The organism is Pseudomonas brassicacearum, from assembly GCF_003732265.1.
In the GTDB taxonomy this organism is placed as follows: Bacteria; Pseudomonadota; Gammaproteobacteria; order Pseudomonadales; family Pseudomonadaceae; genus Aquipseudomonas; species Aquipseudomonas brassicacearum_D.
Genome location: NZ_MOBK01000001.1, coordinates 373639 through 391759 on the forward strand (window position 1 = coordinate 373639; position 18121 = coordinate 391759).

The following is an 18121-nucleotide window of genomic DNA, read 5'->3' on the forward strand; positions in this document are numbered from 1 at the left end:
GGATTAACTCGCTGCAGTCAAAGAATGGATGAGGTCTGTCGAGGCCATCCGTTCTGCATCGTCCAGCACCCGGCGCAATGCGGCAGTGAGGTGCTTCTCGATTTGCCAATGATCACTCATGGCCGCCAATTCGGGTGCCAGCTGTGGCGGCATGCCGAGCAACAGATCTCGCAACATCCGCCCCGTCGTGTACGCCGCCGTTTTAACGGCCTCCAACTCAACATGAGCGCCGCGATTTTTATGAAACTCGCTCTCTGTCAGGCGTGACTCATAAAATTCGCGGTAGGCACGAGACTCCTGAAAATCCGGGATGCCTTCGACAGGCAAAGGCGCCTGGAGTGGAGCAGTGTTTGGTGGTTCGTATGCGATGTGAGGGGCCGGGGTATTTCCGTCGGGCCTGCGCTGAATTCGTTCACGCTCGTGCCGCGCCGCCACGTTGGCTTTGCTCGGATCCGCGGTGCTGAACAGGAGTCGATCCGTAGCCTCGACATCCACCATGCCATCCGCCATCAACACCAAGCGTCCGGCCTTAGCCAACTTCGACACGTAGGGTTTCGACCACCCTTGGCGAGTGGCGAACTCCGCTTTGGTGAGTGCTGTCATGTCGATACCTTACGGTTAACCCGGCGGGGCCGAGAGTTAACCGAGTAAATTAGTCGGTTAACTCCTAGGTTAACCACCTCAACGCCACGGTCTGCTTGGCTTTCAACCAAATTCATGGCCGTTTTTTCAATCGCTTAGTTAACTCCTGGTTAACTGCCTTAGTTAACCGCTCTGCAGGCCGCGGCCCGCATGGCTTACAGACGAATCAGGGGATAGTCGAGTTAACTAGGTTAACTCCTAAGTTAACCGCCCTGTATGCCGCAGCCCACAAGGCTTTCAGCCCAGTTAACCAATGGAGTTAACCAGTTAACTAACTTTGGTGGGGTGCCGCTAACGCGTTCGCGCGAGTCTTATGCCCCGTGTTCCTTGGAAGTTGCCAGGGTCCCCGGCGGATTTGGGAAACATCGAAGGGCCTGCGTTGAGGATCGCGTTTGAAACGGATGCAGTCGAGATCGCATGTGTGATGCTCATGCAGGTGGCGCTGCAATCTGTCGCGAGATCTCGTCATGGATCTGTTTGGCTGACCAGATATGCGCGACGAGGTCGGTACCGGCTTCCAGTAGTGCGGCATCACCTTCGGTTGGCATCGCTGGCGTGTCGCTCAGGTCGTTGTAACTACCCGAGAAGTCCGAAGTCCCACTGCCGATAGCGGTACGAGCAGCCGCGGCATCGACACTCACCAGCACCGCCTTACCGACATCCGACGCGTCCGTGATGCTATCCGAGGTGATGTCGCCTGGCGCACCACCGACATTGCTCGATCCCTTCACCACGGCCTGAAGAACTTGAAAGCCTTCAGTGATGGAGACAGGACTGCCGTACGGCTGCCAGCCATCGGCCATGGACTCAGCCAACTTGGCTACCAGGTCTTCGGCATTGTCGGCAACCACTGCGCCATATTGGGTGTAGGCCATTAGCTATCCCTCACGATTGAATGATTGGGTGGTGAGCGGCTGGCATGCAGGCGACTCACCACAATGGATGTAGCCCGTGGTGGCATAGGCCAGCAGGAGCACAAGAGGCAATGCCCAAGAACAGCGCTTCATGGCGCCGAATCCGATTTAGGAAATTTGAAGTCGGCGAACCGATCAGCCAGATCGGCAATCTTCTTCACGCCCAGGAAACCGATGAACACACCAGCGGCCGTGGCGAAGTTCTGCGGTAAGCCGAAGTACTCCAGTAGTGGTATCAAGCCAATAGTGATCAGCGTGCAAAGCGAAGCTTCAAGCAGCGCCTGCCGCCGCGTGCCACCACCATAAATGATCCGCAAGGCACCGACCACGAATGACAATGCCCCGGCGTAGATCGTCGACGCGTGCTGCCCCAACCACGCGAGAACGAGCAGCCAGGTGTCTGGTTTGTCGGGCATGTTTGTCATCCGAATTCGTCCCTTTCGGGGAGCGCAATAGGTCCGGCTCCAGCAGCACACCCAGCTTGGAGCGATGGGTGTGGTGGAGCCGAAAACAAAAAAAGCCCCGCTCGATGGCAGGGCTTGTAAATGGGCACAAAAGAACCAACTCGATGGCCTAGTTCTTGAAAGCGTCTCGCTGCATTCACAGCAACACACGCTGCTATGAAAACAAAAGTATTCCGCGCGGAAAAGTCGTTAATCGCACAATTTCAACCAAATTTTTTTGGCTCCTCCGGCCCCGACAAATTTATGTCTCAACGGAGAAGAAAGCAAAAAGCCGACGATGGGCTATCGTTGAATGCGCTACGAAGTCTCTCGCCCTGTTCAGCAAGGAGGCAACATGAAAATAGCTAGTATCAAAATCGAAAACTTTAGATCAATCGAAAGCACCCATTTAGCTTTCACCGACTTCAACATTTTAATCGGCCAAAATAACACTGGAAAGACTAATTTTTTTGAAGCTGTCGATTGGTTTTATACAGGGTCAGGACTGACTAGCGACATGAAGTTCCAGCGGGAAGCCGAGAGAGAAATAGTAGTCAGCTTGGAGTTTTCCGGCGCCCAACATGGCGCAGAGAACATGATTAACGAAGCTAACAGAACCAAAATTCAGAATTTTTTAGCTGGCGCCGACAATATAACAATTACTAGACGTAGTTCCGAACCTAAAAAACGCGTCGTAGAAATCAACGGAGAAATCAAAAAAAACCCTACCGGCTTCGACCCCGCGCTAAATGACTTCTTACCAAAATTCGAATACATACACACACGACAGTACTACGAAGAATTTACAAAATACAATCAAAAAAGTGCGGTCGGCATAATGCTCTCCTCAGTTATCGAAGAAATATTGAATGACGACCCAAAATATCGAGCATTCAGAAGCACTTTCGAGGACTTGTTCAATGCCGAAGATTCCGCTGTAAACGGACACTTCAAAGCATTGGGGCAATCCGTAAAAATCCATCTTGAAAAACAGTTTTCTGAGTGCTCAAAAGTATATTTTGAAGTCCTATCCCCAGAATTTAATGATTTGCTTAAAAAGTTTGAAACTGTTGTAGATGATGGCATCGAAACCTATGCAAGCGAGAAAGGTGACGGCATGCAGCGAGCGCTAATGCTCGCGATTATTCAAGCTTATGCCGACTATCGAAAAGCCCGGGAGGATGCAGGTAAATCGTTCTTATTCTTCATCGACGAGGCGGAGTTGCACCTCCACCCAACCGCCCAACGAAAGTTAAAGGAAGTTCTGCTAGAGTTGAGCACGACTCTAGATCAAGTTGTAATAAGTACTCACTCGTCTGTTTTCGTTGCAGACTCCAGCGAGAATGAATCCGTATTTAAAACGGAAAAAAATGATTGCAGAACAGAAATTTTCAAAACTGACGAAAGTGACAAGCCGTATATAATTTACGAATTACTTGGAGGTAGCCCCGCAGATTTATTGCTACCACGGAATTTCTTAATAGTGGAAGGACCTAGCGAGCTAGAACTTTTAACTCGAGTGATAAAACGCCACTATCGCGACCGTCCATCGATACAGATAATCTCAGCCGAGGGAGATACCCATCAAGCAAAAAGATCTATAAATGCAATATCAAAAGCATATTCACCTATGGGTACCAGCATCTATAATGAACGCACCATAATTTTGTGTGATCAACCTACCGAAAAAGCACGACCGGGCTTTGAACAGTTTGTTGAAAACCATATTGAACTACAGCGGAACAACCAGATAGTTGTATTGCCGTTTGGCAGTCTAGAAGAGTGCTACCCCGATGAGCAGGGGTGGCGAAGAAGCGAAGAGCAAACTAAGGGAATGACGGGGCATCAGAAAAAGCAGCTCGCGAAAGCGGTCGGTGAAGAAGTATCGATAGAATCTTTCGAAGCAAACATGCCAGCTCTACTAGATGCCTTATCCAAAGCATGGGCCAACGCTTTTTAAGCGCAAAGCCAGGAAGGTATAGCCTTCCTGGCTGCGCAATGCCTTCAGGCCGCGTCGCGCATTCCACCGACAGCGCAATCAATCCAAGCAGCCCCGGCCCTGACCAGTTCTCTCGCCTTTCCCTCGCTGATGCGATAGTGCTTGCCGACCCGCACCATCGTCCACTTGGCACCGTAGTACAACCAGATAATGTCGCCCATCTGCCGGTCTCGGTGCGCGAGCTTAGCCACAGCATGATCGACAGCAAGCGCCCAGTCGTCGGTAATGCAATAGTTCTTGCTTGTGACCGCTTGTGCCACCGCTTGGCGCATCAGCGCTAAAGTCGGAGATGTGTAACTTGGCACTCCCATACCATCCATCCTCCACCAGCCCCATTGTTCAAGCAGGTATTCGGTATCGCCCAACGGTCGGCCAGCTGGCTTGCGAATCATCATGCTCTTAATCCCCTGTGTAATTAGATCCGCCGGCACCGCGACGGTTGTTCTGTTGGTAGTACGCAGCCGGACCGGATAACGATGAACCCCGCTTCAGTAACTCAATTTCGCGCTGAGCCTGCTGCAATTTGAAGCTCAATTGAGTCACCAACTCGTCCGGAGAAAGCACCAACCCACTGCCCAAAACAACCCAACCTGAGCCGTTGCAATCGGTGCAAATCAACTCATAAGAAACACCCTGCACCACCGCTTTTCCCTTGCAGACCGGGCAAGGCTGCAGCTCGATCCGCTCCCTCTTAAAGCCAAGGTCCTGAGCTTTTTCCATGTTTTCAAACCTCGCCCTTAACAAATTGCGGAATCCACTCGCAGACCGCGCCATTCAAGGCGTCTACGAGGTTTTGCGATTCTTCATATCTAACGTCTGTCTGCTGGTGGATCGCCTTGAAGCCGCGCTCATCTAACCAGTTGTGCCACTTCACCAACGCCAGCCGACGCTGCTCCTTGGCCTGGGTGTTGATGTAGGTCGAGGCGATCTTGCCCAGCGAATGGTTCAACAACATCTCGCCGATGTGACCGTCAACGCCTAGGTCGGTCCACGCGGTACGGGCCACCTTGCGCAAGTCATGACTGGTCCAAGCGCCCTGCCCCAATCGCGTGAAGACGGCGCTAGCCTGGTTGTCGCTCAGCGCCGTGCCTCGGCGGGATGGAAACAGGAACGGCCCCTCGTAACCTTTGGCGGCCTGTCGCTCACGGTAGCGGCGCAGCAACGCGCAGACTTGGTCGGTCAGCGGCACCCGCAGCTCGGTCTTGCTCTTGGTATGTTCGGCCGGCAAAAACCACTCCAGCTCAGCCAACGTGATGTCGGCCCAGCGGGCCTGACGGGTTTCGCCAATCCGGGTGCCGTGGCACAGCATCATCAGGGCCAGCATGGCATCACCCGGCGCGGTGTCGAAACGCTCGGCCAGTTGCGTCACCAGCTCGGGCAATTGCACGTCACGCAACCGCGCGGGCTTGGGCAGGATGCGCGCCGTGGTGAAGTGGATGAACTTGAGCTCGGCCATCGGGTTGGCCGGGATCAGGTCGAGCTTGCGCGCCTGTCGAAACGCCACCGCGAGCAGACGGTACAACTGCTGGACGTAGGACAGCGACAGCTGTTCCTGCGCTGGCCACATCAGCAGTCGGTCGAGGGTTGGGGCATTGACGTCGCGGATCAAAAGATCACCCAGGCGCGGCTTGAGCTGGCAGCTGATGGCCGACTTTCCGGCCGCACGACGCTTGGCAGAAAGCGCGCGGGAACGGGCCATGCGATCGGCAAACCAGTCCAGCAGTTCGCCGACGGTGACCCAACCGGACACGCTGGCCGCCCCATCGGCCGCCAAACGCAGGCGCACCGCCGGCAACGCCGCGACCACTTGCTTGGTGGACAGGTCGGGAAAGGCGCCGATGCGATGCCACTGACGTTTGTTTAGCAGGTACCACGAGCCACGCGCGCGATTCTTCGCAAAGCGAAAGTGCAGCGCAGGATGGCTGGCATCCCTCAGGTCGCGTACATGCTCAATTTTAGCGTTGCGCTTTATTTCAGCGTCCGACAGCTTCACGGTCAGGGTCTTGATCAGGGCGCTCAATCTGTCGCCTCCAATGGAGTGAATCGGTCGATCACCTCAAACGTTGAAGGCCACATCCACGCGCCGTACCGTCTGGCCATGGCCTCGTCAGCGAACAGTGCCGAGGCATGGTCAGGAGTGCTGCTCAGATCCATTTTGAACGAGCAGCAGAACACTGCGAAGCGGTAGGTGGACGGATCAGGAACAGCGAGTCGCTGAGAGACCATCAGAACGATTCCTTTTTTCGGTAACGGTTGGCCAGGCTGGTGACCTTCTCCGGCTGCTCGACAGCCTCAGGCTTCCAGCCGGCAGCAAGGTTTTCAAAGCGGTTGTACTGGCCAAGAAATGCAGTGCGGACTGTGCCCATCTCGATATCGCGGCCCTTGCCGATAATGATTTCGGCAATGCCCTTGGATTCGGTGTTTTCGTGATAGACCTCGTCGCGATACACGAACAAAATCACGTCGGCGTCCTGCTCGATGGCGCCTGACTCCCTCAAGTCCGAGGGGATGGGCCGCTTGTTGGGACGTTCTTCGCATTTTCGGGAGAGCTGGCTCAGCAGGACGACGGGAATCCCTAACTCCTTAGCGAGCAGCTTGCACCCGCGACTGATGCTACTGACCTCTTCGGTGCGGTTGCCGCCCTCGCCTTCCAGCAACTGCAAGTAGTCGATCATCAGCAGGTCGAGGCCATACCGCAGCTTGTGACGGCGAGCCAATGAACGAATGCGCCCAATCGACGAGCCCGCCCGGTCGGCGATGTACAGCGGCGCACGGCGCAGCACGCCGGCCGCCGCAGCGAGTTCCGTGCCGTGGCTCTGGCACGCAGTACCGTTCTTCACCATGGTGAGAGGAATACGCCCCTCGGACGCCACGGCCCGGTCCAGCAATTGGCCCTTGTTCATCTCCAGACTGATGACCAATGAGGACTTGCTTTGGCGCACGGCCGCATCGATGACAAAGCCCATGGCCAGCGTGGTTTTGCCCATGGCGGGACGCCCGGCCACGATGTACAGGTGATCGGGTTGTAGGCCGCCGATTTTTTCGTCCAGATCGCGCAAGCCGGTCGACAGGCCGATCAGGGTTTCGCCGCGAGCATGACGATCATGGCGCTCCTGCCACACCTCCAGCTGGTCGACCAGCACATCACCGACTTTGACGATGTCGTCATCACCGGCACCGCAATCGATGGCCATGGCAGCCGCTTGGACGGCGGCGATTTTTGTCTGCACATCCTGATCGCTGTGCGCGATGTCCATAGCTTGGCCACCCAAATCGAACAGAGCGCGTTCGATGGCTCGCTCTCGCACGATGACGGCGTAAGTCTTGGCGTTGGCGACGCTGGGTGTGCCGTTGACAATTTCGGCGCAGTAAGCAAAAGCAGGGGTGCCATCCAGCAAGACGCCCACGTGGTCGCCCACAGTGAGGAAGTCGACCGCTTTGCCGGCCGAGCGGACCGCCAGAATCCCCCGGTACACTTCGGCGTTTTCCGCGAAATAGAACGATTCGGCGGACAGGTCATCGCTCAGGGAGTCGATCAGTTCCGGGCGCTGCATCATTGCACCCAGCAGGCCGTGTTCGGCCTCGATGTTGTAGGGGTCACGCATGGTAATTACCCTCAACGACCTTGACGAAATTGCTCGGTGCGATCAGCCAATCGAAGTTGCAGCGGAACGGACTGCCACCCGAAGCGGACACCTCGCCCATCAGGAACTTGCTTGAGCGCACCAGGGCGAAGTACTCGGCCCAGAACTGGAGATCCTGATGTACTTCGCTCTCGTTCCAGCGGGCACCGATCTTGGCGATCCGATCCTTGGTCAACATCACAACTCGAGGAAACTCTGGAATCGTCTTGTTGAACAAATCGACGATGGCTTGAGTCGGGCACTTCGCTTTCGAAATTTTGGGTGGTTGCTCATCGCCGACAAGAGGTGACGGTTCACTTGATGGTTCTATTACGGTTCTGGGTGCGGCTGCTGCGGGGGGGGGGTGTCGTGAGCTGCGGGGGTGGTGGTGCATCTGCTGCGGGGTGCGACTCTTGCGGGGGTGCGTAAGCTGCCGGGGTTAAGGTGTACATCGTCGAGCGGCCCATCCGCTCTCGAACAGACAAAAGCCCCACCTTGCCCAGCCATTTGATTGCAGTTTGGACCGTCCTTTCGGAAAGGCAGGTACGTTCCGAAATGCGTGCTACAGATGGCCAGCAAACGCCCTCATCGTTGGCGTTGTCCGCCAACGAGATCAGCACAGCCTTTTGCGGCCCGCTCATGCCTTGAAGCGGCCAGCACAAGCTCATGATTATGGTGCTCAAAGCCGATCTCCAATCTCAGAGTCAACTGTGAAGCAGAGTCGTGACACGTTTTTCGATGCCTCGAAAAGTATCGGGACATGGTGGGTATTGCCGGGATAAGGGATCGTGTTCATAATGGTCACTAGAGTGTTATACGTTTTGAAGAAGCCGGGTTGCAGCCCGGCTTTTTTGTGCCTACGTCTCAGGCGATCGACTTCAGCGCAGGGCGAGACTTTTCGATCAGCTCTTCTGCCTTCCGACCGAGCTCCCCTACCCTCGCTTCAACCTGTCGACATTCTTTAGCAAACGCCGGCAGATGCGGCATGTCCGCTTCGCACATCACTTGGTCGTCAAAGACTTCACTACCTGTATCGATCACATCACCAAGTGCACGAATCAGCGCGCCAAAGCTCTTGTTCGCACACTGCTCGTTTGCCAACTGGCGAGCACCGATTAGGCCGTAGCGGCTGGCCAATTCGTTGATGCAGTGATCACGAAACGCAGGCTCCAAGGCGTTCACCCAAGATTCTTCCAGCCAAGCCGGCATCTCCTGATCCCCAGACAGCCAGCGCTGCACACGCTTGAGCCATCGACCGGTGGCCTTCACGAACTCACCAACATCGTTCAAGCGCACCAACTCATAGAAGTCAGGAACTTTTGCCAGCTCGATCTTCGCTATCGGAACGCGAAGGTGAATTTCCCGGCTAAGTGCTTGAGCGAAATCGTCCTGGCTCAGGTTGGTGCGAGCGATCTGATTGGCAGCGTGAGCGACCAGCACTTGGTCACGGGTTTGGGCGCTGTGTCTTGGACTGGACGTTTCCATGGGAACGGCTCTCTTCTAATCTGGGTTTAGTGATCCAACGATAGGCATGGCTTAAGCAGCGGATTTTTTGGACGGAAACGGTCGCTGCTCTTGAGCCGACAAGCTACCGTCTTCCTCGAGGGTCACGAAAACGTCACGACCTACGCGGATAGCCTTACTTAACGCGCCTTGCGTACAGCCGAGCATCTGAGCCGCCTTGGTATGGCCGTGCTCTTTAGCGAATTCGGAAAGCGGGATACGGCGCATGGCGACGTCCTCAACATAGATTCTCAACACAATTATGACCGCCGGTATTGTTAACAGTCAATACCGGCGATATTGGTTAAGCAAATACCGCAGGTAATATGATCCTCAGATGAAAAAAGACTCCCGAAGACTTCCTCTCTCTGATTGGCAGCGGCAAGACAGCGAGCGGCTCAAAGCGATCTTTCAAGAGAAGCGCGGGGCACTGAAGCTCACTCAAGAAAAGATTGCCGCCGAACTTGGTGACGGCGTTACCCAAGGGGCTGTCAGCCACTTCATGAACGGCCGAACTGCTCTGAGCATCAAGGCGGCAACAGTCTTCGCCAGAATGCTTCAGGTTCCGGTATCGGAGATCAGCCCTACTCTGGCTGCTCAGGTGCAGAAAATGGCATCCTCCCTGGATGGTGGCCGAGACGCGTCGCCTCCCATACCAATGTCACAAGAAGCGGCAAATACTCCGCTTCCTGCTGGAGAGGACATACACGAAGCCATCGACGAGCGTTACGCGTTTATTCCTCAATACACAGCCCGGGCAGCTGCTGGGGACGGACACGACAATCCGCACGTCGAGATTCGAAGCACGCTGGCGTTCAAAAAAGAATGGCTGCGCGTCAAGGGGCTGAATCCAAAGAATTTGAAAGTGATTTACGCCGAAGGCGACAGCATGTGGCCAACGGTCAGCGACCATGACGTACTGTTGGTGGATGAATCGCGAAACGAACCAAAAGACGGACAGGTTTACGTGCTGGCCAGCGCCGACAAAGGCGTGATCATAAAACGGTTGATTAAAACTGCATTGGGCAGCTGGATCATCCGCAGCGACAACGAAGAAAAAGACAACTATCCCGACCAGGTGTTATCACGCAACGATATCAACGAACACCGAATTATTGGCCGAGTGGTCTGGCGTGGCGGGGATTTGTAGATGGTCTGGATCGAGGGATGACGGCATGGCGCACTCGCTTCAATACCATATAGCGGAATCCGTCCGCGCCGTTGAGGTCGAGGCGGGGAAACTGCTCGACTTGGCTGCAATGCTCAAAGAAGCTGGAAATGACGAATTAGCCTTGGCTGTTTCAATGCAGGCAAACAAGCTTATTGAAGCGGCTGTAGGACTTAGAATTGCTATGGTTGGATAAAGGCAGGAAAGATTGTGCGAGGAAAACTTGACGACTTTCAAATCAATTAAATATCAGGGACGAGCAGATGAACCTTCAATACACTAAGTTTTCTGACATTGACTTTACTGACCCATTTTTTGACTCATTAAAAAATGACTACAAAGAACTTCCAGTATGGTTTTCTAAGAAAAGCGCAGAAGGCTCTAGGGCGTACGTATTTTTTAGCGACGAAAACAAATTAGACGGTTTTTTGTACTTAAAGCTTGAGAAAGGTGTTGTCGATGACATTCACCCGGCACTTCCAGATGGCACACATTTAAAAATCGGCACATTGAAGATCAACGCCCATGGAACAAAACTTGGGGAGCGCTTCCTTAAGAAAATATTTGACCACTTGATTCTTCACAAAGCAGATGATGCTTATGTAACTGTTTTCAAAAAGCATGAGGGCTTGATTGCGCTATTGGAAAAATATGGGTTTATCCGACACGGCAACAAAACCACCGACAACGGCGAAGAGTTCGTATACAAGAAATCAATACCCACTACTACCGGCGATCCGATCCTAGATTACCCTACAGTTAATTTGGCTGGAAGCAAAATTCATTTGCTCGCAGTCAAACCGGAATTTCACTCCATTCTGTTTCCGGATTCGATACTAAAGAATGAAGACGCTGCATTGATTGTTCGGGACGTTTCACACACTAATAGCATACACAAAGTCTACGTTTGCAATATGCCTGGGATAGCCTCCATGAAGCGGGGTGATGCTCTAGTTATCTATAGAACTGGAGATGGCGCGGGGGCGGCTCGCTTCCGCGCCGTTGCAAGTTCTGTATGCGTAGTAGAAGAAACTAGGCACATGAACGATTTCCAAGATATTGGGGAATATCTACGTTATTGCATGCCGCATAGTGTTTTCTCTGAAAAAGAGCTAATTGATTTCTACGAAAAAAAGAACAATCAATTTATAGTTAGATTCACATACAATATTGCCTTTCCTAAGCGCCCCAATCGCGGTAGACTTATCGACGAAGCAGGCATAGACGAAAATCTGCGATGGAGCTGTATTGATCTTTCCCGCAAACAGTTTGATGAAATTATTAAAATGGGGTCCCCCGATGAACGTCTTATTATCAATTAAACCAGAGTTCGCGGATAAGATCTTTCAAGGCGAAAAGCTTTTTGAATTCAGAAAGAATATTTTCAAACGAGAGAATATCTCCAAGGTAATTGTCTATGTAACAATGCCAGTAGGGAAAATTGTTGGCGAATTTTCAATTGACGGTGTTATAGAGGGATCGCCATCTAGCGTTTGGAAAGCGACAAAAAGCCATGCCGGAATCAGTAAGGACTTCTATAGCGAGTACTTTTCAGGGCGCGATAAGGCTTTCGCGATAAAAGTCGGAGAGGTAACAAAATACCAAACCCCAATTAATTTGCGAGACTATGGCGATAACATCAGCGCTCCTCAATCGTATCGATATGTTTGAATGATTCAGTCCCCCGGCGCCGGGCTTTTTCTTATCCGCCTGGGGCTCATCTCTTTCCTACCTACACTGACAGCCGCTTACGAATCGGCGCCTCATTACAAGTAGCCCGCCCAATGCGGGCTTTTTGTTGTCTGAGGTCAGCCTTAAGTATGCCGGCCTAGATATTCGCTCAACGCTTTGCGGGTCGATCATTCAGAAAACGCTTTGCTTGGTAGCCGCCACGCTCGCAGTCAGGTAGAGGAGGTGCCCACCCTCTTGGACACCAGCTATTTTTTGTGCGCACAACACGAAAGAATGCAAATACTCTCTTTTCGGATAGTCAAGATCTTCGAGTCAAAATACTGTTTATCTATACAGATAAGGAGTGACACGATGGCAAAGGCAAAACAAGCACCAAACTCCCCGACCTCTTACGAGCTACTCAGTCTGCGAATTCACAAGATCATTAACACACCTCACTCGCAAACGTCGAAGTCTGCTCTCCTTGAAAGAGCAGCCAACGATTCTCCCGAAGACTGGGATCGCATCCTAGAAGAGATCGCCGAAAACGATAACGTGAGTATTGCCCATCGCGATGACGGTGCTGTGCAGATTTTCTGGACTGTACCTAAGGAAGACTGAAATCAACGATCCCTTTTACCCGCCGATGTGCGGGTTTTTTTTGGAAGGCTGAAAATAGTACGACCGGAGGTATTGACCTGATAGCAATACCGCCGGTATTGTTAACGGGTCGCAGCGTTAAACCGCAGCGCTTGGGCTTAACAACTCGCCACTCTTTAACAATCAGCGCTACAAACAACAAACCGCATTGCCTCTACCGGCGACCGGCGAGCAGACAGTCCCGAAAGCCTGCCAACGACAGGAACAACCTGGACGGCTGATCGATGGTGAAACGCCAGAACCGTGTGAATGACCCGGCAAGCAATGCGGCCCTCCCCTCCGGCGGAAATAGGACGAGCTGCATTACTGCATATCAGCCTGACGATAGCCGCCCGAGCAATTGGTACTCCCCAGCACCAGGCCGCATCGGTGAGCTCTGAAGCACAACGATTGTTGGATGGTCCCTGTGCCATCGCTCCAGAGCTCACCGATGCGGACGAAATCCCGGCCTATACCGGCCACCTGCGTGCAACAAACCAAATAACGACGAGCGCCCGCCATAAAGCCAACGGCGCGCATGAAGGATGACCATCATGAGATAAGACCGTAGCCCAAAGTTCACTGCCTCTGCGCAAGGCCCGAACGTCCAACGGGCCTTTTTTTCACGCCTTTATCCGTCAGCACTCTCCCCTACGCATAACGGCAACCAGCAGGCACGCCGAGTGCTGGCGGATACATGCAACCCACACCAAGGAATAGCCATGAACCATACGATCAGACAGAGCCAAGCAGTCCTCCAAGGGCTGCGTCTCCAGACGTCCCTAGCCACCACCGAAATGTACCAACGCATAGGTCGGGAAGAGCCCGTCCGCATACTGCAGTACACCGTTGTGCCACGCGGCGGCATCACAGTTGAAGTAATCCAGCGCTCCACTGGTACGGCAAAAAGTGAGCCGTTTGGTCATGACAATACCAGCCAGTTCGCTGCCAGCCACAAGCCAGCGAAAGCATTCGCTCGCACGCTTCTGCACTGGACCACGGGTTCGGCGCTCCTGCTGATCTTGTTTGCCTACTTCGGCGCAGGACATTGAGACCGATAAAAAAGCTGGTGCGCCAGCGCCGACAGCAGACTTGGCTGGATCTACCAGCCCACGGAATTGAAGAGGCAGGCCATAACGGAAGAACAGTAGAAGCCGAAGGCGATAGCCTTCAGACAACGCAAGAAGGATCCAGCCGAAAACGCGGACCTGGGTATCAAAAAACTCATGGTTGATGACTGAGGTGTTTAAACCGGATCTAAAGCGAATGAAGGATCTAGCGAGGTCCAGAATGAGCAACCGTCATCAAGCTTCCTCAATCGATTCAATGCTGGGCTTCGTTGTGTGCATTATCGGAAAGGTCCATACATTCATCCACAAGCAGTCGACAGCTTGAAAACACATATTGCAAAAAACAACACAAACTCATGGAAAATATCTATCCTCAAGATACTTTACAAAACGACTCAAGCAAACATTCACAACTCCAAATACACTGGCAACATACACCTGCGAAACTTCAAAATTGAACTCACCCACCTCAACTCCAGCAGTTCGCTTAGCCAACTCTTTTAGTTTTCTTCTCTTATCTGACGTTAGAAACTGCGGATTCCCATAAGCATGAGCAATTGTATTTCTTATCTGGGTTAAATCCGCAAGAACTGAGAGTTCATTTTGTGATATTTGAAACTCAAGTCCTAAAACGTGCTGCAGGTAAGTATTCATTCCTGTAGGAATTCCGCCATGACGCATGTCACTCAATTCTATTTTTTTGCCCTCAGCCTTCTGAGCATATCTAATCAAATGAATCATCGACCCTTCAAACAACGCAAAAACCGTTAGTATCAATGGCTGCGTAATATATCTTGCGAACCCTTGCTCAGCTACATACTCAACGGAAAAATCATGATCTTCAATTGATCCAGTTTCAAGTACTGATTCTATATAGCCTGTCTGGGCAGACAACAAAATCTTGGGCATCTGCTTGAGGTACTCACGTAGAATTTCGATTTCCACCTGAATTTCTAGCCCTGGAAAATCGAAATCCACATCATAAAATTTATCACTCATAGCATTGCCCCCCCTAATCACGCCGTGGCTTAGAATTGGATATCTAATATCTGTGTACCTGGTTCCACAAGACGCAAAAGCTTACGTCGATCGGAATGAAACGGATCGTGCGTGACTCCCTCAAAAAACTCAGCGGCCAACAGGTATTCCAAATGAACGCGATGTTTTTCAGAAAACAACATAAAATAGAATAACAACCCCCTACCAGATTTATTGATCTGGGATCGTAATGCACTTAATGCAAAATCTTTTTGCTCATCGTTTGTCCCATACCGATAAATATATGAAATAATAAAAATTATTGAGTCAAAATACGAATCGGTCGAGGCCGAAAATCTAGATCTTACACTAACATAGGAGCCAGCAATACTGTCAAGGTACTCGCGATCTCCGACACCCTCCAACTCTAAGGAACCGAGTTCAGTTCGCACCCTATACCATAAATAATTAATCACTTTAAAACTATCCAACTCACGCTCTGGCTTCTCGACTTTCACCCGAACAAACAAACTTTTCCCTACCTCTATGTTTGCCGCAAGCAATTGAAATAGTCTCGTATCGAAGATCTGTTCTTCATGACGTTTGTCCGACTCTTGCGCCGCAGCCAATTGAATTGATACTGTATAAAGTAGAACTACAAACGCAAAAAAAGAAAGGAGCGGATTTAAAACACCTCCAAAATAGTCACCAAATTGCCCCCACACATCCTGTTTGTCGGATAGTCCCATCGTAAAGTTTTTAATATAGAAAAGAACAACGCCAACAACGAGAAGCACTACAAAAAAAGCAGTAAGCATAAGTACTTTGTTAATTTTCGAGTTCATTTTTTGCCTTCCCCCTACCAAAGGCAGCATTATTTACTCATTCACCATCAATTTGCCACCATGCCGCATCGGATCTCGAGGCTGGAGTCTGCTGAAAGTAGAACTAAGCCATAGATCTCATTCATCAACTAGCGCACAAACAAATCCTACCCCCTTCTGCCGCCAAGCGCGGCACGGACAGCTCATGAGCATTCAATTTTTATCGCACGAAGAGGTTTGCGAACTGACTGGCGCGCGGACCAAGGCAGGACAAATCCTGAACCTCAAGAAAAACGGTGTTAGGCACACCATCAAGATGAATGGTTGGCCAAGCGTGACTGTGATTGCCGTTACAGCCGTCGGCATGTTCGAGCTAGAAAAACCCGTATGGAAATCACGCAAGGCAAGCTGACATGGGAAGACGACCAAGCAAACCTGGCTCTATAGCCCGGTTGCGAGAACGCAAGAAAGCCAGCGGCCGGGTTTTCTATTACTACGATACCGGCGGTAAGGACCGCAAAGAGATCCCACTGGGTAGCGACTATGGCCTGGCGATCATGGAATATGCAAAATTTGAGCGTGACCGGACCGCGACTGACCTGGTGGCCAAGGTGATCACCTTCCGCTACGTCGCCGAAAAGTACATGGTCGACATCGTCCCTTCCAAAGGCAAAGCCACCCAGTTCGACAACAAACGGGAGGTGAAGAACCTGATTGCGTTCTTCGATGACCCGCCAGCGCCACTGGAAACGATCGAGCCGCTACATGTCCGACAATACCTAACATGGCGGAAAGCAGCGCCAGTACGAGCAAATCGAGAAAAAGCTTTGCTCAGTGCAATTTGGAACTATGCCAGGGACAAGGGCTACACGTCACTAGCCAACCCCTGCGCGGGCATCAAGGGCAATAAAGAGACGGGGCGGGATACATACGTCGAGGATGAGCTCTTCAAGCGTGTGCACGATAAGGCCGATCTTGGACTGCAAGATGCCATGGACCTAGCTTATCTGACTGGCCAACGTGTCACCGACACGCGACTGATGGACGAGCGGGATGTCCGTGACGGACAAATTTGGGTACTTCAGGGAAAAACAAAGGCAAAGCGGCGAATAGAAGTCACCGGTGAGTTGAAGGTGCTGATTGATCGAATCATGTCCCGAAAGTCAGGACATAAGGTCCGCTCGACGCGGCTGATCGTGTCAGAGGATGGCGTACCGATGACGGTGGCCATGTTGCGCAGGAGGTTTGATATGGCCCGAGAGGCCGCGGGAGTTTCAAAACCGGAGTTTCAAATGCGCGACTTACGTGCAAAGGCCGGTACGGACAAGGCAGAATCCAGTGGTGACATCATGCAGGCCAAGGATCAACTTGGGCATACCACCGTTGTTATGACGGAGCAGTACATCCGCAACCGTAAGGGCAAAAAAGTTTCGCCAACTAAGTGAATTGCGGACCAACTCTAAAATTGCGGACCAGAAACAAACAAGGGTTTGCATCAGCTTTCGCCCGCAAACCCTTGATTTTAGATGGTGCCCGAAGCCGGAATCGAACCGGCACGCCCTTACGAGCGGGGGATTTTAAGTCCCATGCGTCTACCAGTTTCGCCATTCGGGCGGTAGCGCGGTGAAGCAGTCTGAAGACTGACAAATGACGACCTGGCAGTTCTGACGCTTGTGCAACAGAGGGGGAAATATATACACCCCGCCCCGGTGAAGCAAGTTCGCAGTTGACCTTTTCAAGACAAAATCCTGCAGGGCTGCGGAAATAAAAAAGCTCCGTAAATCATAGATCTACGGAGCTTGTTTATAGTGGAGGCCGAGGTCGGAATCGAACCGGCGTAGGTGGATTTGCAATCCACTGCATAACCATTTTGCTACTCGGCCTCAAACATTTGCTGTCAGTAGCACAACAACAAATGTGTTCAAACTTGGAGCGGGAAACGAGACTCGAACTCGCGACCCCGACCTTGGCAAGGTCGTGCTCTACCAACTGAGCTATTCCCGCGTCTTGGTGTGGCGCATTCTATAGAATCCAGAAGCCCCGTCAACCCCTTGATTCAAAAAAGTTTTATTTCTTTTCAACGTCGGTCTTCAGATGTGGCCAGGCAGCCCGCAAGTACTGGACCATGGACCACAATGTCAGGCCCGCAGACACCAGCAACAAGGCATAACCGATCAAGACCCAGAAGCTAAAGTCTGACGGATTGGCCAGCAGGATCACCAGCGCGAGCATTTGCGCGGCGGTTTTCCATTTGCCCAGGTTCGATACCGCAACGTGAGCACGGGCGCCGAGCTCGGCCATCCATTCGCGTAATGCCGAAACGACAATTTCGCGACCGATGATGACGGCGGCCGGCAGCGTGAGCCACAGGTTGCCGTGTTCCTGCACCAGCAAGACCAGTGCGACGGCGACCATCAGCTTGTCAGCCACAGGATCGAGGAACGCGCCGAACGGAGTACTTTGCTCCAGGCGTCGAGCCAGATAACCATCCAGCCAGTCTGTGGCGGCAGCAAAGGCGAAGACCGAGGCGGAGGCCACGTAGCTCCATTGGTAAGGCAGGTAGAACAGCAAAATGAAGATCGGGATGAGCAGGACGCGTAGAACGGTAATCAGATTAGGGATATTCATCGGCACAACTGGCTACGAG

At 52.2% G+C, this 18121-nt stretch carries 24 protein-coding genes and 3 tRNA genes; 8 read left to right on the forward strand and 19 right to left on the reverse strand.

Annotation, left to right across the window (positions count from 1 at the left end; translation table 11 throughout):
• Positions 1-3 precede the first annotated feature (3 nt).
• The 3 genes from BK660_RS01775 to BK660_RS01785 all read right to left on the reverse strand — a co-directional run bounded on the left by BK660_RS01775 (position 4) and on the right by BK660_RS01785 (position 1981).
• Positions 4-603 carry a terminase small subunit gene (locus BK660_RS01775; RefSeq protein ID WP_123431803.1) on the reverse strand — a complete coding sequence of 200 codons (600 nt, stop codon included), beginning with the start codon at positions 601-603 and terminating at the stop codon, positions 4-6.
• Positions 604-1070: 467 nt separating this feature from the next.
• Complete coding sequence (locus BK660_RS01780) at positions 1071-1517, reverse strand: DUF1737 domain-containing protein (protein WP_123431804.1); 447 nt, start codon at positions 1515-1517, stop codon at positions 1071-1073.
• Positions 1518-1645: 128 nt separating this feature from the next.
• Positions 1646-1981: a phage holin, lambda family gene (locus tag BK660_RS01785; protein WP_123431805.1), complete on the reverse strand. Its 336-nt coding sequence runs from the start codon at positions 1979-1981 to the stop codon at positions 1646-1648.
• Positions 1982-2354: 373 nt separating this feature from the next.
• On the opposite strand from BK660_RS01785, the gene BK660_RS01790 reads away from it, so the two are divergent.
• The gene (locus tag BK660_RS01790; protein ID WP_123431806.1) at positions 2355-3959 is read left to right on the forward strand and encodes an ATP-dependent nuclease; all 1605 of its coding nucleotides are present in this window, start codon (positions 2355-2357) and stop codon (positions 3957-3959) included.
• A 44-nt stretch (positions 3960-4003) separates the two neighbouring features.
• Here BK660_RS01790 and BK660_RS01795 read toward each other — a convergent pair whose 3' ends face one another.
• From BK660_RS01795 to BK660_RS01830, 9 genes are all read right to left on the reverse strand, one after another.
• Positions 4004-4393, reverse strand: coding sequence for an antiterminator Q family protein (locus BK660_RS01795; RefSeq protein WP_185044928.1), 390 nt, complete (start codon positions 4391-4393; stop codon positions 4004-4006).
• Between the two features lie 4 nt (positions 4394-4397).
• On the reverse strand, positions 4398-4718 hold the full coding sequence (locus BK660_RS01800) for a hypothetical protein (RefSeq protein ID WP_123431807.1): 321 nt from the start codon (positions 4716-4718) through the stop codon (positions 4398-4400).
• A gap of 4 nt (positions 4719-4722) precedes the next feature.
• Positions 4723-6018 carry a tyrosine-type recombinase/integrase gene (locus BK660_RS01805; RefSeq protein ID WP_123431808.1) on the reverse strand — a complete coding sequence of 432 codons (1296 nt, stop codon included), beginning with the start codon at positions 6016-6018 and terminating at the stop codon, positions 4723-4725.
• The gene (locus BK660_RS32875; RefSeq protein WP_123431809.1) at positions 6015-6224 is read right to left on the reverse strand and encodes a hypothetical protein; all 210 of its coding nucleotides are present in this window, start codon (positions 6222-6224) and stop codon (positions 6015-6017) included. Before BK660_RS32875 ends, BK660_RS01805 begins: the two co-directional genes overlap by 4 nt.
• Positions 6224-7603 (reverse strand): replicative DNA helicase, encoded by a 1380-nt coding sequence (gene dnaB / locus BK660_RS01815; protein WP_123431810.1) that lies wholly within the window; start codon positions 7601-7603, stop codon positions 6224-6226. The genes BK660_RS32875 and dnaB overlap by 1 nt, the downstream gene beginning before the upstream one ends.
• Entirely contained in the window at positions 7596-7820 is a 225-nt protein-coding gene (locus BK660_RS32880) for a hypothetical protein (protein ID WP_259698464.1), read from the reverse strand. The genes dnaB and BK660_RS32880 overlap by 8 nt, the downstream gene beginning before the upstream one ends.
• A gap of 115 nt (positions 7821-7935) precedes the next feature.
• Positions 7936-8289 (reverse strand): helix-turn-helix domain-containing protein, encoded by a 354-nt coding sequence (locus tag BK660_RS32885; RefSeq protein ID WP_311202902.1) that lies wholly within the window; start codon positions 8287-8289, stop codon positions 7936-7938.
• Positions 8290-8485: 196 nt separating this feature from the next.
• Positions 8486-9106 (reverse strand): hypothetical protein, encoded by a 621-nt coding sequence (locus BK660_RS01825; RefSeq protein ID WP_123431811.1) that lies wholly within the window; start codon positions 9104-9106, stop codon positions 8486-8488.
• A gap of 51 nt (positions 9107-9157) precedes the next feature.
• Entirely contained in the window at positions 9158-9352 is a 195-nt protein-coding gene (locus BK660_RS01830; RefSeq protein WP_123431812.1) for a Cro/CI family transcriptional regulator, read from the reverse strand.
• A gap of 109 nt (positions 9353-9461) precedes the next feature.
• Between BK660_RS01830 and BK660_RS01835 the strand changes: the two genes are divergently transcribed.
• The 5 genes from BK660_RS01835 to BK660_RS01855 all read left to right on the forward strand — a co-directional run bounded on the left by BK660_RS01835 (position 9462) and on the right by BK660_RS01855 (position 12584).
• Positions 9462-10274, forward strand: coding sequence for a LexA family transcriptional regulator (locus BK660_RS01835; protein WP_123431813.1), 813 nt, complete (start codon positions 9462-9464; stop codon positions 10272-10274).
• Between the two features lie 25 nt (positions 10275-10299).
• The gene (locus BK660_RS01840; RefSeq protein WP_123431814.1) at positions 10300-10488 is read left to right on the forward strand and encodes a hypothetical protein; all 189 of its coding nucleotides are present in this window, start codon (positions 10300-10302) and stop codon (positions 10486-10488) included.
• Positions 10489-10555: 67 nt separating this feature from the next.
• Entirely contained in the window at positions 10556-11614 is a 1059-nt protein-coding gene (locus BK660_RS01845; protein WP_123431815.1) for an N-acetyltransferase, read from the forward strand.
• Positions 11592-11963: an ASCH domain-containing protein gene (locus tag BK660_RS01850; RefSeq protein ID WP_123431816.1), complete on the forward strand. Its 372-nt coding sequence runs from the start codon at positions 11592-11594 to the stop codon at positions 11961-11963. Before BK660_RS01845 ends, BK660_RS01850 begins: the two co-directional genes overlap by 23 nt.
• Positions 11964-12335: 372 nt before the next feature.
• Positions 12336-12584 (forward strand): DUF1654 domain-containing protein, encoded by a 249-nt coding sequence (locus tag BK660_RS01855; protein ID WP_123431817.1) that lies wholly within the window; start codon positions 12336-12338, stop codon positions 12582-12584.
• An 800-nt stretch (positions 12585-13384) separates the two neighbouring features.
• Here the strand turns inward: BK660_RS01855 and BK660_RS32400 are convergent.
• From BK660_RS32400 to BK660_RS01870, 3 genes are all read right to left on the reverse strand, one after another.
• Positions 13385-13900, reverse strand: coding sequence for a hypothetical protein (locus tag BK660_RS32400; RefSeq protein WP_148057416.1), 516 nt, complete (start codon positions 13898-13900; stop codon positions 13385-13387).
• Positions 13901-14026: 126 nt separating this feature from the next.
• The gene (locus BK660_RS01865) at positions 14027-14671 is read right to left on the reverse strand and encodes a hypothetical protein (RefSeq protein ID WP_123431819.1); all 645 of its coding nucleotides are present in this window, start codon (positions 14669-14671) and stop codon (positions 14027-14029) included.
• A 29-nt stretch (positions 14672-14700) separates the two neighbouring features.
• Positions 14701-15525 (reverse strand): hypothetical protein, encoded by an 825-nt coding sequence (locus tag BK660_RS01870; protein WP_123431820.1) that lies wholly within the window; start codon positions 15523-15525, stop codon positions 14701-14703.
• A 154-nt stretch (positions 15526-15679) separates the two neighbouring features.
• Here BK660_RS01870 and BK660_RS01875 point away from each other — a divergent pair, with 154 nt between their 5' ends.
• Together BK660_RS01875 and BK660_RS01880 are read left to right on the forward strand one after the other, a co-directional pair.
• Positions 15680-15886, forward strand: a complete 207-nt coding sequence (locus BK660_RS01875) for a DUF4224 domain-containing protein (RefSeq protein WP_123431821.1) — start codon at positions 15680-15682, stop codon at positions 15884-15886.
• A gap of 1 nt (position 15887) precedes the next feature.
• Positions 15888-16919 carry a tyrosine-type recombinase/integrase gene (locus tag BK660_RS01880; RefSeq protein ID WP_123431822.1) on the forward strand — a complete coding sequence of 344 codons (1032 nt, stop codon included), beginning with the start codon at positions 15888-15890 and terminating at the stop codon, positions 16917-16919.
• A gap of 82 nt (positions 16920-17001) precedes the next feature.
• On the opposite strand, the gene BK660_RS01885 is transcribed toward BK660_RS01880, so the two are convergent.
• The 4 genes from BK660_RS01885 to pgsA form a co-directional block, all read right to left on the reverse strand.
• Positions 17002-17088 (reverse strand) — tRNA-Leu (locus tag BK660_RS01885).
• A 195-nt stretch (positions 17089-17283) separates the two neighbouring features.
• Positions 17284-17357, reverse strand: a tRNA-Cys gene (locus tag BK660_RS01890).
• 45 nt (positions 17358-17402) lie between these two features.
• A tRNA-Gly gene (locus tag BK660_RS01895) sits at positions 17403-17478 on the reverse strand.
• Between the two features lie 63 nt (positions 17479-17541).
• Positions 17542-18102, reverse strand: a complete 561-nt coding sequence (gene pgsA, locus BK660_RS01900; RefSeq protein ID WP_027923802.1) for a CDP-diacylglycerol--glycerol-3-phosphate 3-phosphatidyltransferase — start codon at positions 18100-18102, stop codon at positions 17542-17544.
• Positions 18103-18121: the final 19 nt, after the last annotated feature.

Bases quoted from the DNA above. Each gene is read 5' to 3' on its own strand.
- BK660_RS01845 (WP_123431815.1), top strand. From the start codon at position 10,556: ATGAACCTTCAATACACTAAGTTTTCTGACATTGACTTTACTGACCCA.
- BK660_RS01830 (WP_123431812.1), bottom strand. From the start codon at position 9,352: ATGCGCCGTATCCCGCTTTCCGAATTCGCTAAAGAGCACGGCCATACC.
- BK660_RS32885 (WP_311202902.1), bottom strand. From the start codon at position 8,289: ATGAGCTTGTGCTGGCCGCTTCAAGGCATGAGCGGGCCGCAAAAGGCT.
- BK660_RS01790 (WP_123431806.1), top strand. From the start codon at position 2,355: ATGAAAATAGCTAGTATCAAAATCGAAAACTTTAGATCAATCGAAAGC.
- BK660_RS01835 (WP_123431813.1), top strand. From the start codon at position 9,462: ATGAAAAAAGACTCCCGAAGACTTCCTCTCTCTGATTGGCAGCGGCAA.
- BK660_RS01880 (WP_123431822.1), top strand. From the start codon at position 15,888: ATGGGAAGACGACCAAGCAAACCTGGCTCTATAGCCCGGTTGCGAGAA.
- BK660_RS01775 (WP_123431803.1), bottom strand. From the start codon at position 603: ATGACAGCACTCACCAAAGCGGAGTTCGCCACTCGCCAAGGGTGGTCG.
- BK660_RS32875 (WP_123431809.1), bottom strand. From the start codon at position 6,224: ATGGTCTCTCAGCGACTCGCTGTTCCTGATCCGTCCACCTACCGCTTC.
- BK660_RS01795 (WP_185044928.1), bottom strand. From the start codon at position 4,393: ATGATGATTCGCAAGCCAGCTGGCCGACCGTTGGGCGATACCGAATAC.
- BK660_RS01875 (WP_123431821.1), top strand. From the start codon at position 15,680: ATGAGCATTCAATTTTTATCGCACGAAGAGGTTTGCGAACTGACTGGC.
- BK660_RS01855 (WP_123431817.1), top strand. From the start codon at position 12,336: ATGGCAAAGGCAAAACAAGCACCAAACTCCCCGACCTCTTACGAGCTA.
- BK660_RS01840 (WP_123431814.1), top strand. From the start codon at position 10,300: ATGGCGCACTCGCTTCAATACCATATAGCGGAATCCGTCCGCGCCGTT.
- BK660_RS32880 (WP_259698464.1), bottom strand. From the start codon at position 7,820: ATGTTGACCAAGGATCGGATCGCCAAGATCGGTGCCCGCTGGAACGAG.
- BK660_RS01870 (WP_123431820.1), bottom strand. From the start codon at position 15,525: ATGCTGCCTTTGGTAGGGGGAAGGCAAAAAATGAACTCGAAAATTAAC.
- BK660_RS01800 (WP_123431807.1), bottom strand. From the start codon at position 4,718: ATGGAAAAAGCTCAGGACCTTGGCTTTAAGAGGGAGCGGATCGAGCTG.
- BK660_RS01785 (WP_123431805.1), bottom strand. From the start codon at position 1,981: ATGACAAACATGCCCGACAAACCAGACACCTGGCTGCTCGTTCTCGCG.
- BK660_RS01780 (WP_123431804.1), bottom strand. From the start codon at position 1,517: ATGGCCTACACCCAATATGGCGCAGTGGTTGCCGACAATGCCGAAGAC.
- dnaB (WP_123431810.1), bottom strand. From the start codon at position 7,603: ATGCGTGACCCCTACAACATCGAGGCCGAACACGGCCTGCTGGGTGCA.
- BK660_RS01850 (WP_123431816.1), top strand. From the start codon at position 11,592: ATGAACGTCTTATTATCAATTAAACCAGAGTTCGCGGATAAGATCTTT.
- pgsA (WP_027923802.1), bottom strand. From the start codon at position 18,102: ATGAATATCCCTAATCTGATTACCGTTCTACGCGTCCTGCTCATCCCG.
- BK660_RS01825 (WP_123431811.1), bottom strand. From the start codon at position 9,106: ATGGAAACGTCCAGTCCAAGACACAGCGCCCAAACCCGTGACCAAGTG.
- BK660_RS01865 (WP_123431819.1), bottom strand. From the start codon at position 14,671: ATGAGTGATAAATTTTATGATGTGGATTTCGATTTTCCAGGGCTAGAA.